This window comes from Paraburkholderia sp. C35 (assembly GCF_003121405.1).
GTDB lineage: Bacteria > Pseudomonadota > Gammaproteobacteria > Burkholderiales > Burkholderiaceae > Paraburkholderia.
Genome location: NZ_QBUY01000156.1, coordinates 1 through 15,325 on the forward strand (window position 1 = coordinate 1; position 15,325 = coordinate 15,325).

A 15,325-nucleotide genomic window follows, 5' to 3' on the forward strand; every position below is an offset into this window, starting at 1 on the left:
GCGGGCGTAATCGCCCGACGCGGACAGAAGCTGAATGAACGTCTGCCGCGCACTGGAATCGATGTACGGGTTCCGGTTCGGGGTGGTCATCATGCCCTCGAGCTACCTGCAAGGAAAAGCCGAGATTCGCGTGTGACCGCCTGGCGCAGCATTCATGCAGCGTACAGAGGTGTGATGCGCGAGCGCTGGCTCGCCACCCGGGGCGGCAAGCCGCACCGGAGTGCGTTGGGCATCACTGGTCACGGTGGCAATGCCGTGCCCCTCAGCAGGGAACACCGTTACCCCTGCGACCCAAATCTGCATGAACAGATTTGTGCACCATTAAAGTAGCGGTACATGAGAACGAGTAGGCTGCGTACGGAAGCGCTCCCATAGTGCCCAGTGGCCACAAGCGCGCCCATCGCACCGCGGGACATCTCTTCTATTCAGTGAGAACGCATCGCCTGGGCATGATGCCATCTGCACCGCCGTGGCATGCGCGCTCCTGAGCGAACACGCCTTGCACTGCGGGCATTGACCTCACGGCTTCAACATGAACAGTCGGCTGCCGGCGGCTACGCTCCCGGATGGAATTACGACTCCGCTTCTTGTTGCACGAAACGTCGTCTGGACACTGAGACTTCGCCGCGCCGATCCGGTAAGCCTCCCGGTCGCCTCGTTTTCGGTAAACTTGACGGACGACACAAGGAGCAACGAAAGACATGGCGGAACACGAGTTGGTGCGGCCGAGCCGAGACGGAGACCAATTCCACTATCACTGGGCGGCCCGTCATTGTCTGGCGCTGCTGCCAGGTTTAAACAGTCTTGTCGCGGTGTCCATCGAAGGCGCATCGACGTCAGAAGGCTCGTCCGCCGTGGACGATGGCGACGAGCTGATCGACGTTGGGTTCTACTGGGGCAGCGAAGCCTTAGAACGTGCACAGCGGGTCGAATACACGCAGCTAAAACATTCGACGCGCCAGGCAGAGACCGTATGGACCGCGAGCGGTCTCAAGAAGACATTGCAAGGGTTCGCCAAACGCTTCACCGCGCTCTTGCTGCAGTTCGTGGCGCCAGATATCAAATCGAGATTCCGCTTCCGTTTCACAACCAATCGCCCAATCGACCAGAAAGTCCTTGAGGCACTTGAAGACCTGGCGGCTAGCCGTGCAACGCGGCATCCCTCGGTCCAGGCGACCTTAGTGGGATACACCGGGCTGAGTGGTGACCAGGCGGCCGACTTCTTCAGCATCTTTTCGGCCGAAGGCGAAGAACCTAATCTGTGGGCCCAGCGGAATCTGCTTGCCCAGGACGTCGGTGTTTACCTCTCTGAGGCCGATTACGATGCTCCCGTGCAACTGAAGGAACTGGTCGCACGCAAGGCGTCTTCGGAGTTCGCCAATGATCCGGCAATCCGACGGCACGATGTTCTGCGCGCCCTGAGGGTTTCAGAGCCACAACTTCAGCCCGCGCCTTGCCTGATAAACGCGCCGGCCGTGGTACTTCCCCGGGAGCAGGAAGCCGAGATCCGCGCGGCGCTACTCTCGACAACACGCCCGATCGTTCTTCACGCCGATGGCGGGGTGGGCAAATCTGTCATCGCTTCGCGCCTCGCTACGTCGATGCCGCAAGGCTCCGTCGCCGTGCTATACGATTGCTTTGGCGATGGACTCTATCGAAATTCATTGCATCTTCGGCACCGTCATAGTGATGCGCTGGCACAGATTGCGAACGAACTGGCCGCACGGGGTCTGTGCCTTCCACTGATTCCGTCCACGCACGCAGATGCCAAGAACCTCATGCGCGCGTTTATCGGGCGAATCGAACAGGCTATCAACCTGCTTCGCGCACGCTCCCCCGAGGCGAGCCTGTGCCTGATAGTCGACGCTGCGGACAACGCCGACATGGCAGCCGAGGAGCAAGGCGACAATCCGTTCGTCCGCGATCTCATCTCCACGGCAGTTCCTGATGGCGTGCGGCTCGCTTTCACCTGCAGGACGCATCGTCGAGCGCGACTCGGCGCGCCCAGCGATGCACACGAAATCGAGTTACGCCCTTTTAGTCTCGCGGAAACGAAGGCGTTTCTGCGGCAGCACTACCCGGATGCGACTGAAGCAGACGTCGCTGAGTTCGCGTTTCTCAGCAGCTCAAATCCTCGAGTGCAGGCTTTGGCGGTTGAGCAGAAATTGCCGGTATCGGAGATGCTCATAGAATTGGGGCCAAACCAGTCGAACGTTGATAACGCCATCGGCGAGTTGCTGCAACGCGCGATCGACAAGCTCAAACGTCAGGCAGGCAAGACAGAAGCAGCGCAGATCGATCTCATCTGCCAAGGCCTGGCGGTACTTCGGCCGCTCGTACCGGTCTCAGTTCTGGCACAGATTTCTGGCATTCCTGAAAGCGCTGTGCGTAGCTTCGCGCTCGATCTCGGACGCCCGCTGCTTATAAAGGGAAACAGCCTCCACTTCACCGACGAGCCGACCGAGACTTGGTTCCGCGATCGTTTCAAGCCAGCACACGCGAACCTGGAGTCATTCCTGGCGCGACTGCGGCCTCTCGCCAGCGACAGCTCATACGTCGCCTCGACCCTACCTCAGCTGATGCTCTCCGCCGGGCTCATGGATGAACTCGTCGCGCTGGCATTATCAGAAGACGGTTTGCCGGCTACCAACGCGATAGAACGACGGGATGTTGAGATACAACGCCTGACATTTGCACTCAAGGCTTGCCTTCAGGCCGGGCGATATGCTGATGCTGCAAAGCTTTCGATGAAGGCCGGCGGCCAGGTGGCAGCAGCAACGCGCCAAACCGCGTTGATACAGCAGAACAGCGACATCGCAGGCGTGCTGCTTTCTCCGAACAGGATTGATGAGCTGGTATCGCGGCGCACGTTTGGTAGCAGCTGGATGGGATCGCACCATGCGTACGAGGCGGGGCTTCTTTCGGGGCGCAAGGAATTCCTGGCTGAAGCTGGCAGCAGACTGCGCATGGCCATGGAATGGCTGTACGCCTGGGCCCGGGGTCCAGCAGATGACCGAAAGACGGTCACGAATAGCGATCGGGCAGAACTCGCACTGGCACGAATGCGGGTACTGGGCCCACAAGCGGCCGCCAGGTTTCTGGGCAGTTGGAGACCTCGTCGTCTGGCCTTTGACGCAGCACGATTACTCGCACGGCGACTGCTCGACCTAGGCGAGTACGGCGAACTCGATTCGCTGGCGCTGGTCGGCACGAACAACTTCTGGCTGTCGCTCGGAATCGTGGCGGAAGCATCACGCATGGGACATCGTCTTCCGCCGGCACCGCTCGCCCGGGTGATGCACACCTTGGCAGACCGTCGGGTGCAAATCAAAGGCTCAGACCAGTGGAACGAGCGCTGGGATACTTTGGAAGCTGTTACCGCTGCCGTCTCAATGTCGCTACGCGTGCTTCCACGAGACGACGCGAGCTGGTCAGGCATTCTTCGTCGACATCTGCCGGAAAAGCCACCGACCGCTCTCTCCGACAGATTCGGCACGGACATTTCACCGCTGCTCAGAGCGTACGCGCTTGAGGCTGCATTGCGAAACGACCGGCTTACACTACTTGCCATCGCCCCGCCGGACGTCCGTTCTGAATTGGAAACAAGGGACTCTTATCGCCGCGGGTCCGATACGACCGCGTTCGAACGAACTACGGGCAGCCTTCTGCCCTGGTTTGTACTCAGCGCGGAGGTCGCATGCGGGCGCTCGCCGTCAAATCTTGATGCGGCGGTCAAAGATGCGCTGGACAAGAGCGTTGCGTCGCAAGATTACCAGTCTCGTTCGCACGTTCGGAATGTCGTGGCTATCGAATGGATCCGGGTGCTGCGGGACGCATCAGTTACAACGGAAGCTTCTGTGGCGGTGCTTCGCGACTGGATCAGCACTCACGATAACCACATCTCGCCAGATACCCTGACGGTGATGTGTCGAATCGCTTCTCACTCGCCCGGGCTGTCTGATTTCGCGATGGAGCTGGCAATCGCAGCCTTCGAGTCTCTGGAAACTTCCAGGGAACATGCTGAAACGAGAACCGATGCCTATCAGCTCCTGGCTCGCGCCGTGCTGCCGGTCAACAAAGCCGAGGCTGCCGCTTATTTTGGCCGGGCCGTCGAAATCTCCGACAACATCGGTGATGAAAATCTGGACCGATGGATAGCAATGCTTCATCTGGCAAAGGCCAGCTCGAAGAAACAGACACCCCGCCCGCAGTCTGCCTACCGTCTGGCAAGAGCCGCGGAGCTCACTTATAGGTACGTCTATCGTGACAAACACTTCGACTGGCCAACAACCGTCGAGGCGCTGCTAGGCCTTTGTCCGTCCTCGACCCTCGCTATCCTGAGCCGATGGCGTGACCGGGACTTCGGTTCTGCCGAACGCCAGATCGAAAAGGCAATCCGAAGCCTCGTGGAAGCGAGTCAACTTCCCGCAATTGCCACAGTCGCTTTAGCCGGCCTGGACGCGGGGTTGAATAGCCTGAACGACATCAAGCGAGCTATCGATGCGCAGACAGATAAGGAACGGAAGAAACAGATTCTTCACGCCGCATATCGCTACGTGCGTGTCGACCCACAGAACGAAGAAACCTGGACTGGTATGGCCCAGCAGGGGCGCGCGCTCGGGGTCCAGTTGCCAGACATCGATCGACTGCTCGCGGCCGCCGCACGACGCTACAGGTTGGCTTCTCCCCAGCCTAAGCCGTCCCCCCAACACTACGAGGGCAGTGAACGCGATGAACCCGACTGGGACACTTTGTTCGCTGGACTCGAACTGACGAACCAGGCGTCGTTGCGTCGTGCGTATGGCGACCTGAAGAGCTTCGCCCCGCCGTATTCAATCGAAGAGTTCTTCAAGCAGGGGCGTGTGCGCAGCGGTCACAGCCGGATGGCCGCGTTCATCCGCGCAGTTGCTTCATGGCCCGACTTCGGGATTTTCAAGTTTCGAGATCTGCTCGACGCCATTCCACCGCTCGGTTTCAGGTCGCTGTCGGTTCGGGAGGCGCTACGCGAGGCAACCTTGGCGGCGTGTCGAAACACACCGCAGTATTCGCAGCGTAGCGGCTGGGGAAAGGTCTTCCCTTCGGAACGTCTGTACACGCTAGGCATCGTGACCGACAAAGACGTTGTCACCGCGATTTTGCAGGGATATGCGGCAAGAATTGATACCCTTGATGCACGGGCATTTTTCCTTCTCGTGGATCCGCTGACATCTCGTCTCACCCAGGATGAAGCAGACGGTGCGCTGAATTTTGGGCTGAGTCTGCTCGATGGCATGCTTCGTTCCGAAGACGGCGACGGCCCTTGGCGCGAGGAGCTCACGCCTGCGCAATCGTGCGAACAAGCTTTGGCTGGCTATCTATGGGCCGGCCTCGGCTCGCCAGCAGCAAGCGAGCGCTGGAAGACGGCTCATGCGGTCAGAACGTGTGTGGAACTAAACTGGAACGGCTTATTGTCAGCACTTGCCGCGCGCGCATCCGCGGGCTCCCCGGCTCCCTTCACCGACGAAGGACTCATATTCTACGAATGGCATGCTCGCCAGTGGCTGCTCATTGCGCTTGCTCGAGGTGTGATCGACCGGCCAACTGCCGTCGAACCGTTTGTTCCGTTTCTGACAGCGTCTGCCGATGAGGAACACGTTCTGATCAGGCATTTTGCTGTCGAAACATTGAAGATCTTGCGCATGTCAGGCGTCGTACCGACGACAACCGATGCGGCACCCGACGAGGCCAACATCCGGAGACAGCCATTGCACGTGCATACCCGGTCCCGTAGTGTGTCTGACGACGATGACTACGACGACGCCAATGCACCTGACCCGCCGGGACACGAGAAGTATTACTTCGGTATCGATATCGGCCCGTACTGGTTCGCGCCGCTAGGTCAGGTTTTCGGCATCAACCAGGAATCGATAGAAAGACGCGCCCGGGATGTACTGCACGATCGGATGGCCTCGAGCTACGGCTCGGATCTTGAAGACGCGCGCTACGAGCGGAAAATCCTCCATTATGAGGATACCAACCACTCTCACGGCACTACGCCTCGAGTTGACGATTTGACCGCATACAACTCGTATCACGCGATGATGATTGTTGCAGCCCGGCTGCTGGAGACACATTCTGTCGGTAAGGCCGCGGACAATACGACTGATGACTTTGGAGAATGGCTGGAAGGGCAACTCTTAACCCGAAGCGATGGGCACTGGCTCGCAGACCGACGCGACCCTCACCTCACGGAACCACCGCCCGATTCGCGAGGGTACCGAGACAAAACGTGGTGCTGGAGCGTAACGGGCCAGCATCTGGACCGTCAACTGCTGACCGATGACGGCTTGCACGTTCTTTGGGGCTACTGGAGCAGCGGCGAGCGTGACAACGAAGAAACAGTCTCGGTGCGCGGCGTTCTAGTCCCGCAAGACACGGCCACTGCGCTGCTGGCAGCGTTTCAGACGTCGCCCCGACCCGATAACATCTATATTCCGGCGACCGAAGATCGCGAGGTCAGCATCGGCAGGTTTCGTCTCGAGGCGTGGGTCGATAGCAGTAGCGATCCCGTGCGTCTGGACGAATACGATTCTTGGGCAAGCAAGGTCGAATATCCCGGGCCGAGGCCGGCTTCGGCTGTAGTCGATTTGCTTGGACTGAAAGCACAGCTCGATGCGCGGTCGTGGATTTCAGATGCGGGAGCGTTTATCCGCAGCGAATCGTGGACTCGTAAGGTCGGCTATGAACCCAAAGAGGAAAGCATCGCTGGGAGCCGCCTGAGCTGTAACCGTGAATTCTTGCTGGCATTCTTGAAGCAGAATCCCGAGATGCGTTTGATGCTCAGCGTATCGATACGTCGCAAGCCGCCCCATAGCAGTTCGGATCAGGAAGTATTCGAACCGTACCCGTGGCCTTATGTGCGCTATTACCTGATAGATAAAGATGGAATCGCTCGATCGCTCAAAAGCCGTGATTGAACTTGGCAGGCGGCTGGTTGCCGAGCTTGGCCTCACGGACGACCCGCTCGCGCAGTGGATGGCTCACTATATCGCGGAGCGCATCGACGCGACGGAGCACGCCACGCCCGATGCGCGCGCTGCCGCCCGGGACGCCTGCGCCCAGGCAGTCTTTGAATTGTGGGATCACCGGAATAATCTGCCCCGCCATTCGCAGCCATTTCGGGAACTGGAGCCGGTCCTGCGAACACTTGCGTCTCTCGACGTGGACGGTGGAAACCGTTTCCGCTTCATCGACAGTCGTCCAGATATCAAAGTACCGGAAAGCTCAGAGCTTGAGAGAAACCGGTTCCTGGAAGCGGCGGTGAATCTCGACTATTCAGCGCGTGTGCTTATCCAGTATTTGCTTGGCGTCGCGTCTCGCGAGGCAACAGATAACGTCGCCCAATGGCTCGATGCTGCCATCGCCGCCGGCGCAAACGCTACCTTGGAGATTCGCCTTGCCGATTTTTTGTCAAGTGACGAGAAGGCTCCCGCCGCCGACGAGCTCGCCCGACAGGCGTTGCAAGAAAAAATCGAGAAGCTCGAATACTTTTCTCGGCTGGCAAGCTCAGTGGCCGCAGAACTCAAAAATAATCTAGACGCTCCTCCCGCTGATAGCTGAGACGAACGCGCGTGAGCGCGGCGAAACGAAGCCTGCGCTCCGCCATAGTCACAAGCTGGGGGGCAGGAGCGCCGCTTCGAACCAGCGTGCGTTGAAGACCGAGTTCAATCTGCCAGAGCAGAATAAAACCATGCGCTATACAAGGTATTCAAACTCGGACTTCGGATTAATCCAATGAAAATCAATCGTCTCGCGACCACATTCGCTCGGTTCAAGGCTCCGGTCATCATTTTGGCAAGCGGGTCAACGGCGTTGGGTCTGGCATGGATGCAAACGCACTGTACCAATCCCGCCAATCCCTTGAATCGGCTGTTCACCTTTCTCTTTCAGCCAGATGCTGTTATCGCGCTTCCCTTTCTGGCATTTATCCTTCTGATAGCAGGCACCTACCGCGAGCCACAGGAACGCCAGCCCGTGTCCAACGATCACGACTGACCTCGCTTAGAATGGTCGAGCTCCCGCTCCACAGCCAGCAGAGCTCACCTTCTTCAGGAGCGTCATCGAATCCTCTTTCACGGAATCCGGGCTCGACTGTGATGCGAATGACTTCGCTTCCCTTTTCATCGCTTCGTCGAGATTCTTGGCAGCGTGCGACGAGAGCGTCCAGCCCAGCCCAATAGGGCCATCTTTGTTCTTGTCGGGCTTAAGCGAGATGTACCCCCCGTTCAGTTGACAGACTTCGTCGAGCAACTGTTTCTTGACGAAGAATCGTCGGCTCTGATTCGAGTTTTGCACTGCTGAAAAAATAGTCGCGAACTCCCCAACCCGATCTTCTTTCGGATCGGACGAATTATCAGACGATGTATCGTCCGGGTTGTTATTTAAATCCACAATTATTGGGTGGAAGTCTTTCGTATGGGCCGAAATGGCGCGAACGAGCTCGATTGCAGTGAGAGCTCCTGACGCATCAACATATCCGCCATCGACAGCGCGACCAATCACGTCGCCTTTATCATCTTGCACGACACCTGGCGCGCTAATGAGGGGAAATCTCGCGCTTGCGTGCGCTGCTGACATGACCGAAATCGTCTTCGGCGCAGTAGATTCAACGTCAATAGAATTTGCGAAAGTTGGCGCAACGTAGTTGATAGACGAAAATAGCATACGACGTCCAGATTCAACATTCGTGGCGACAAAAATCACACGAGGCTGGGGAATGCCATCCTGAATCGCCGAAAGACCCGTCATCGGCCCATTGAGGATGGTCGCCACCTCGGTACACGTCTTCTTGAGGGTCGCCGGCGCGAACGCTCGAATCCGATTAAGCCCACACGTCAACGAATCAAACCAGGCATCCTGTAGAGTCTCACCTTTAGACGACGCAAACCGCCAGCGGCTCAGTTTTTGAATGCCTTCAGTTGACATCGCGCGTGCCAGCCAGGGACCAATAAAGTCGCTGGACAGTGCCATTGTCGTGAGGTTCCCGGCGAATGCCGGCGTGTTAATTACAGGTTCAAATGTCTTGGGATCCTTCTTGATAGCGGCATGAGAGCCAATATTGGTAGCGGTGAACGCCGCTGCACCCAAAGCTCCGCCAGAGACTCCTATGATTGCGTAGGTGCGATCGATCAGGCCGATTTGAGGAAGACTTAGAGTCTCTAAAGCGGCCGCAGTCCAGTACGCCGCCCTAATCCCGCCTCCCTCTGCGAGCACGATAATCGCCGTCCCGTCCTTGCCCGGCGTCTGCCATGCTGCAAAATCCTCCGCCGCGCCGATGGGCCGTCCGCTCCCATTGCTGGCTGCAACAGACTTGCGTGTATTGACCGGATCTGCGGCACCATCGAGCGCAGTGTAATACGCTAGCAAACCAAGTCCAGCTACCAAGGCAGCAGAAATAGTCAAGCGATGTTTTGCAACGAGAACGACTGAAAAGACAAGCGCGAGTAGTACGGCCCAGGCACCGATGCCCACAATGCAAACAAGCAACGAACCCAGCGAAGCGCCAACTGCTTTCGGGAACAGACCGAACAGGAAAATTGTCACTACGGCAAGCGCTACGTGGAGCCATTGCCTCGAGGACACCAAGGCCGCTCCCCCATCTTCATTGACTTCTTGACCGGAGATTGGTGCCGTCTCAGCCCGACCGACGCCCGATTCTGACGGCAATATCAGACAGACGACGACTGCGCAACCGAAGAATGCGAGTACATCCTGCCACTGCAAGGTTCCCCGTTCGGCCCACAGGTAAAGGCCCATCGTATACAAAACATAGGCTACCTTCGACGCATAGTAGATTATGGCGGAATCATTCCCCGGTCTGTTGCGCGTCATCCGTTGAATTATCGGCGCGATGCAGACAAAGATAACAATAAAGATGCCTATCTCTCCGAGCCAACGACCAACATATCCACCATTAAGCAGATTACCAAGCGGCTCATTGCGATGGTACGTGTAGAACGGGGACAGTGCGACCAACGTCGCAGAAAGGCCAACCACACACGAAACCAGAACTCGCTCGCGCAGCAGCCAGCCTCCCGCTTTACGAGAGAAGTCGAGGCGCGGCACCGCGTTTAACAGGAGCCGGCTTGCGCCGTAAAACATGCAAAACAGATACGGTATGGCAAGCAACGCAAGAAACTCGGGAGCACGGACGATGCTGACGTTAGTCAGAAGTTCGCCTCCTTGGCCGGTTTCGAGCAGCTTGTTCGGAATGTAAGCAAGCACCCAGACAGGAGCGAATAGCAGCAACGCGGAAACGCAGTTCTTGACCTGTTTAAACACATCAACCCCAATTCGACTTATTTGAAAACCGGAACAATCCGTTCCGGTTGCATTTTTCTTTTTTTCATAGCCGCGTACCGCTTACATGTTGGTCAATCATCGACTCGCTTCGTCACCCCTTGAGGGGGTGGAACAGTCGAGGTGACATACATATCCTTGGCGATAACGCGTCCGGCCAACTTGATAGCGATCCCCGCAAGCGAGCTTTTTTACTCTTGCTACCGCGGTAGCGCGTGCTTCCCATACCTTTGTTTTTTTAGAGAGCACTCAACCTAACGGCAAGTAACAGTTGCCGTTGACATCGAAGAAGCAATAGATAGTTGCGATTCTAGACATCTATCTCCACCTCGACAACGCAGTGTCTCTAACGTACTGGCTACCTAGGCCAGTTTGCCGAGCGATGATCCGCAATACGTCGCTGGTAGTTACGATCGTGGCTCGTTTCTCGAATGTCCGCGTATAGTTCCCGAAGCGATATACCGCGCGAACCTCCACGACGCTGGGTTGCGGCTAAAACCGTTACCTATTCCATATCAAAAACTTCTTAATCTCCAACAGGTCACTATCAAAAACTTCTCATTCTTCAACAGGTCACTAACAAAAACTTATAGTCTTCAACAGGTTACCAAGATATGTTTGCTATGGCTTTTGCGGGTGAACCGTTATCTGAGACGGAGGACACCGGCCGGAACCGGTGTCCTCGTTGGTGTCTTCGACACCTGGCTGCCAGAAAGACACCAACCTACTGCTCAGCACCACTCGTTTGAGCCGGCTACCATATGAAAGAGCTAAAGCTAGAGCTCTCACGTTTCCGACCTCGCATGCAAGTCATGCCAGCTTTGGTCTAGCAAACCTCCCGTGAGATGCGTCAATCTCGACTCGACTTCGAATTTTCTACTTTGACACGGTGTTCGCGAACACGGCTCCAATGAATCCCCTATTCGTCGCTAAGGACAGCGCTCTATTGAGCGAAACAACGCGGCGCTTGTGAGAGTGAGTTACTTGCGCGCAAGTGCAATTGTATACCTTCGCATAGTCAAGCGCGCTCTCGTACAGAGAACACTGTTCATGTCGGTGACCGACCTTTCCGCAGCAGAGTACTCCATTGAGATTGTGATATGACTTTCGCACAAGACGTCAAGCATAAGTGCAATAGCACCGATCACGAAATCTCTTCCCCAAACCAAAATCACCGTTCGCTTTAACAGATTTAACACTCAAGTTTTCAATTCTGCATCCGTTTACATGCATGTGCGATTCTTCTGCTTGATTCCATGTCCGATGGAATGCGCATATTTTGTCTGGTGGCGAGATACGAAAGGGACAAGGTATTGCTGTAGCGACGGATTCGTGCATTTCCAACAATCTACAAACGGAGTGTGTGACGGAAAGAGAGTCCGTACGCACCAGACAGGAAAATGAAAATACAAACACCGCTCGTCCTATCCCTTTTAGCAACCGTTGTGCTAACAGCATGCGGAGGTGGTGGCGGAGATTCTTCGACAGCGAACAAATCAACCACACCGGCCACCACGTCGACCCCAGCTACCTCACCAACACCGCCGCCCGTCGTCGATGGCGAATCGCTGCCCGATCTGACGCATCCGCAGACGGGTTCGACGGCTGATGTAGGCAACGGACTCGAAGGCATTTGGTCGACATCTGGAGCCACCCGCACATACGCTACGATTGACCCGGCGAACAATCTCCAATACGTAGATAGCATCGGGACACTGGCGACAACGCAGTTCTTCGGTTCAATCATCCCGACCAGTTCTACTTGGGTTCTCAATACTGGAATCAAATACTTCGGTGGATTCTTTTATACAGCGTCATCGGGCAGCGGCGCGTTTTCAGCCAAGCAGACTTTTAACGGTAGTTATGTTGCTAACGGCAGCACGGTGAATGTCTCATGGATTTACGATGCGGCAAATGCGCTGGCAGTGACGCAATCGAGCGTCGCGGGATCGTGGACAGAGACTAACACCTCGCTCACGGTGGACAATGCAGGGGCAGTCTCGGGGACCATTTCTAGCTGCCCGATATCAGGGACGCTGCTGCTAACAACTCCCTTGTCGAAGAAGAATCTTTATACTCTAACAGTAACGGTGAGCGGCACCGCGACCCTGTGTACTGTGGCTTCGGGGACAACCTTCAGTGGTCAAGCCGCAATCGTCTTCCTGCCGATCACTGGTAGCAGCCTTTACAAGCGGACAATCTTCTTTGCTGTCAAGACTGCAGACAACTCGGGCTACGCAATCGGACAGGTGAGCAAGCAATAGAACAAGTTGATCGGTAGACTAATTCGGCCCGCAGGTTGTTGTGATAACTTCCATACAAACGGCGGGAATTGAATCTACTAAACAACCTGCTGGACGAGTTGATACTACATCAAGGCCATTCCGGAATTTCTTACTGAGCAAGATGAGGACCGAGTCCAGCGAAAGATTTGAAGCGCGGAAATGCTCACGCTGATTCGTTGCTGCCAGCCGATGAGCGCCATTTTCGCTGCATCTTCGGCTGATTTTCGTGGAGCGTGTCCTCATGCTCGTTCTAAAACAAGACTACGGTGCCCGGTTGCCATGGCGCAACCGGCAGCCACACAAAGTCTACATCCTCGCCATCCTTAGAACCGGTCGGGATTGACTAAACACCAGCACCCTGATTGTCAACCGTGTTTTCGAACTGTCGCAACGTCGGTTGAGGTGCGTGACCGTCACGATTTCGACCAGAAAGAAACAGAACGAAGACAAGCGTTGTCTTCTGTAAAATCGAACATCGTTGAATTCTTTAGCTTCTCTCCCGGTGGTTCAAAGATACCAATCATCTCAGCCATCTTTCCCTTCCCGCGATAATCTGGAGCAATAGCCTCTCGCACGTCAGTTGGTGTCAGACAAAATTTCCCACTCAACCTGAGATCAAGAATCGCGCTAATTTGCTTCCCTCTACGATACTGAACAGTGTATGTTGACTTCGGCGTAAAGGTTCGCTCTAGCTGGAACACTTGATACCATTCGGTCGACTCTCCACCGATCAAGGCTTGATAGCGATTCTTCATCTTGAAGGTCACGTTGAAAGCTTGCGAAACTGCACTCGAATCAGCGACCTCGCCTTTAATTCCGAACCTAACGATTTCTCCAACGAGAGCTTGCTTCTGAACCGCCGTCGCTGTATTAGACTGAACAGTCGGCACCATATCGCATCCGGCGATCCCCCCTGCCACTGCTAGCATGAACATCATTCGACAAACCGGGAAGTTTTGCTTATTTTTCAATTTAATCAAGTCCTTTTTCTTGACCAAGCAGTGCTCTGCTGGAGTAAACACGTTTGACATCGCGATCTTCTTACGGTCTAGACGTCAGAACTTCGAGATCGATCCTCTGATTATATGACCTCTACGCTCGCCAATCCGCCGACCGTTGTGCTGTAACAGATTGGTGGCACGCAAATGCTCACCTGGAATCCGCCACTGGTCTGCTTGCTGTCGTAGGTATTCGTATTCAGCTGGCTCGCAACGTTCAGATCGCGGCCGACGTTTGCATCGACCGTATTACCGGCCACTTCCGCACCGCGCAGATTCGTGTCGCGCACACTCGTCAAAGTCAACGTATTGCCGGCATTGATCTGCGTGTCACGATTTGTCACGCCGTTGCCGTTGGTCTTCCCTTTCGCGGTGCTGGCCGCCAGTTCAATCGTGAAGCCGTTCCGTTCGCCGCCAAGCGCAAAACTAGCATCAATACTGCCGCCGCTGCAGCTGTGATGGCCCGATTGCTGGCTGGTGTCCTGCGCGCTCTGCAGATTGATGTCACGAGACGCATTGAGCACAACGTCATGCCCTGAGATTTTCAGGTCGCCAGCATGCGACGTGCAGCCGTCTTTGGCCACGTTGCTGCTCTGAGAGTCGCTGTAGCTCGACCTATCTCCGATACTGACCGTCGCCTTGATCAGTGGCTGGTCGGTCGGCCCGTGGAGCTCACCCTTATATGCGTTATAAACTGCAACACCTGCCTGTGCCGTGTCGAGTGCCGCCAGACGCGGATCGCCCGCATAGCTCGCGTTGTTCATGCTTTGGTTGACTGTCGCCATCGCATTGCCCACTACACCGCCCAATGCTAGGGTTAAGGCTTACACCGAATCGGCTCGAACTCCGCCTCGACCTTGTCTGAATCGCATCCGCGCCGGGAGCCACATTCACGTTCTTGCCGATCAACGTCAGATCCTTAACCGCACTCAATTCGGAACCGGCCACTGTGACGTCCTGATTCGCGTCCAGCGTCACACTTCCATTACCGCTCACAATCTGGATACGCATTGTGGTCTGCATACGCGAAGCTCGTCGCGAGACCGTGGTTATTCCCAACGCCAACGCTGAAGCCCGTAGCCGTACCATTGCTGCCCAGACTACCGATCTGATGGCTGCTCGAGCGCTGATGAATCGTGCGCGTATCGAGCCCTGCGAGAACACCGATCGCGCCCTTCGTTGCAACCAGATCAACACCCTGTGCTCCGCTGATAGCGGAGCCGATTACGTTGATGCTAATTCATCGTCGGAACAGTCGCTTTAAAAGACTCGGCCGTTCGCCATTCGCAACGAACCCTGGCCGGCGAACAGCACCGATCTCGGGCATCTCTTCACGACGAAGCCGAGCAAGGGCGGCCTCCAGCAGATCGTCCGAATAAAATCGCATCGGGTCGGGGAAACGGACATAGTCGGGCTGCATCAATGGATGGTCGATCGCCGGATTGTCGAGACCATGCTCTTGTCGTAGACGTTGCCATGCCATGATAACGACAGGGAAACGTACGAGTGGTGCGTCGTTACTGAATTCACATCCGTCTACGGCCCGCGTGTGATGCGTAACCAGCACGAAGTTTTTCACGCTTTCCCAAATATGCGTTTCAGCAAGCTTCGTCGGACAGGGCGAGTAACTGCTTTATCGGCCTCGGACACCCCTTCGACATCGCACGCAGTCGGTCCACCAGGGCGAAGCAAGTCACCAGGATA

9 protein-coding genes are annotated in these 15,325 nt (G+C 56.1%); 4 read left to right on the forward strand and 5 right to left on the reverse strand.

From position 1 onward, the window contains the following. Positions 1–701 precede the first annotated feature (701 nt). From avs3a to DK391_RS41495, 3 genes are all read left to right on the forward strand, one after another. Positions 702–6,956, forward strand: coding sequence for an AVAST type 3 anti-phage nuclease/ATPase Avs3a (avs3a, locus tag DK391_RS41485; RefSeq protein ID WP_109483812.1), 6,255 nt, complete (start codon positions 702–704; stop codon positions 6,954–6,956). Next, positions 6,922–7,599, forward strand: coding sequence for an AVAST type 3 anti-phage proein Avs3b (avs3b, locus tag DK391_RS41490; RefSeq protein WP_239483102.1), 678 nt, complete (start codon positions 6,922–6,924; stop codon positions 7,597–7,599). Before avs3a ends, avs3b begins: the two co-directional genes overlap by 35 nt. 174 nt (positions 7,600–7,773) lie before the next feature. Next, the gene (locus tag DK391_RS41495; protein ID WP_109483814.1) at positions 7,774–8,034 is read left to right on the forward strand and encodes a hypothetical protein; all 261 of its coding nucleotides are present in this window, start codon (positions 7,774–7,776) and stop codon (positions 8,032–8,034) included. A 6-nt stretch (positions 8,035–8,040) separates the two neighbouring features. On the opposite strand, the gene DK391_RS41500 is transcribed toward DK391_RS41495, so the two are convergent. Next, positions 8,041–10,320, reverse strand: coding sequence for a patatin-like phospholipase family protein (locus DK391_RS41500; protein ID WP_109483815.1), 2,280 nt, complete (start codon positions 10,318–10,320; stop codon positions 8,041–8,043). Positions 10,321–11,738: 1,418 nt separating this feature from the next. Here DK391_RS41500 and DK391_RS41505 point away from each other — a divergent pair. Continuing rightward, entirely contained in the window at positions 11,739–12,602 is an 864-nt protein-coding gene (locus DK391_RS41505; protein ID WP_109483816.1) for a hypothetical protein, read from the forward strand. Positions 12,603–13,036: 434 nt separating this feature from the next. On the opposite strand, the gene DK391_RS41510 is transcribed toward DK391_RS41505, so the two are convergent. The 4 genes from DK391_RS41510 to DK391_RS44720 form a co-directional block, all read right to left on the reverse strand. Further along, positions 13,037–13,654, reverse strand: coding sequence for a hypothetical protein (locus DK391_RS41510; protein WP_109483817.1), 618 nt, complete (start codon positions 13,652–13,654; stop codon positions 13,037–13,039). A gap of 50 nt (positions 13,655–13,704) precedes the next feature. Further along, positions 13,705–14,406 (reverse strand): hemagglutinin repeat-containing protein, encoded by a 702-nt coding sequence (locus DK391_RS45525; RefSeq protein ID WP_239483103.1) that lies wholly within the window; start codon positions 14,404–14,406, stop codon positions 13,705–13,707. Then, a complete protein-coding gene (locus tag DK391_RS45530) occupies positions 14,309–14,710 on the reverse strand; it encodes a hemagglutinin repeat-containing protein (RefSeq protein ID WP_343225472.1) in 402 nt (133 codons plus the stop codon). Before DK391_RS45530 ends, DK391_RS45525 begins: the two co-directional genes overlap by 98 nt. Before the next feature lie 151 nt (positions 14,711–14,861). Next, positions 14,862–15,200 carry a hypothetical protein gene (locus DK391_RS44720; protein WP_162601057.1) on the reverse strand — a complete coding sequence of 113 codons (339 nt, stop codon included), beginning with the start codon at positions 15,198–15,200 and terminating at the stop codon, positions 14,862–14,864. Positions 15,201–15,325 lie beyond the last annotated feature (125 nt).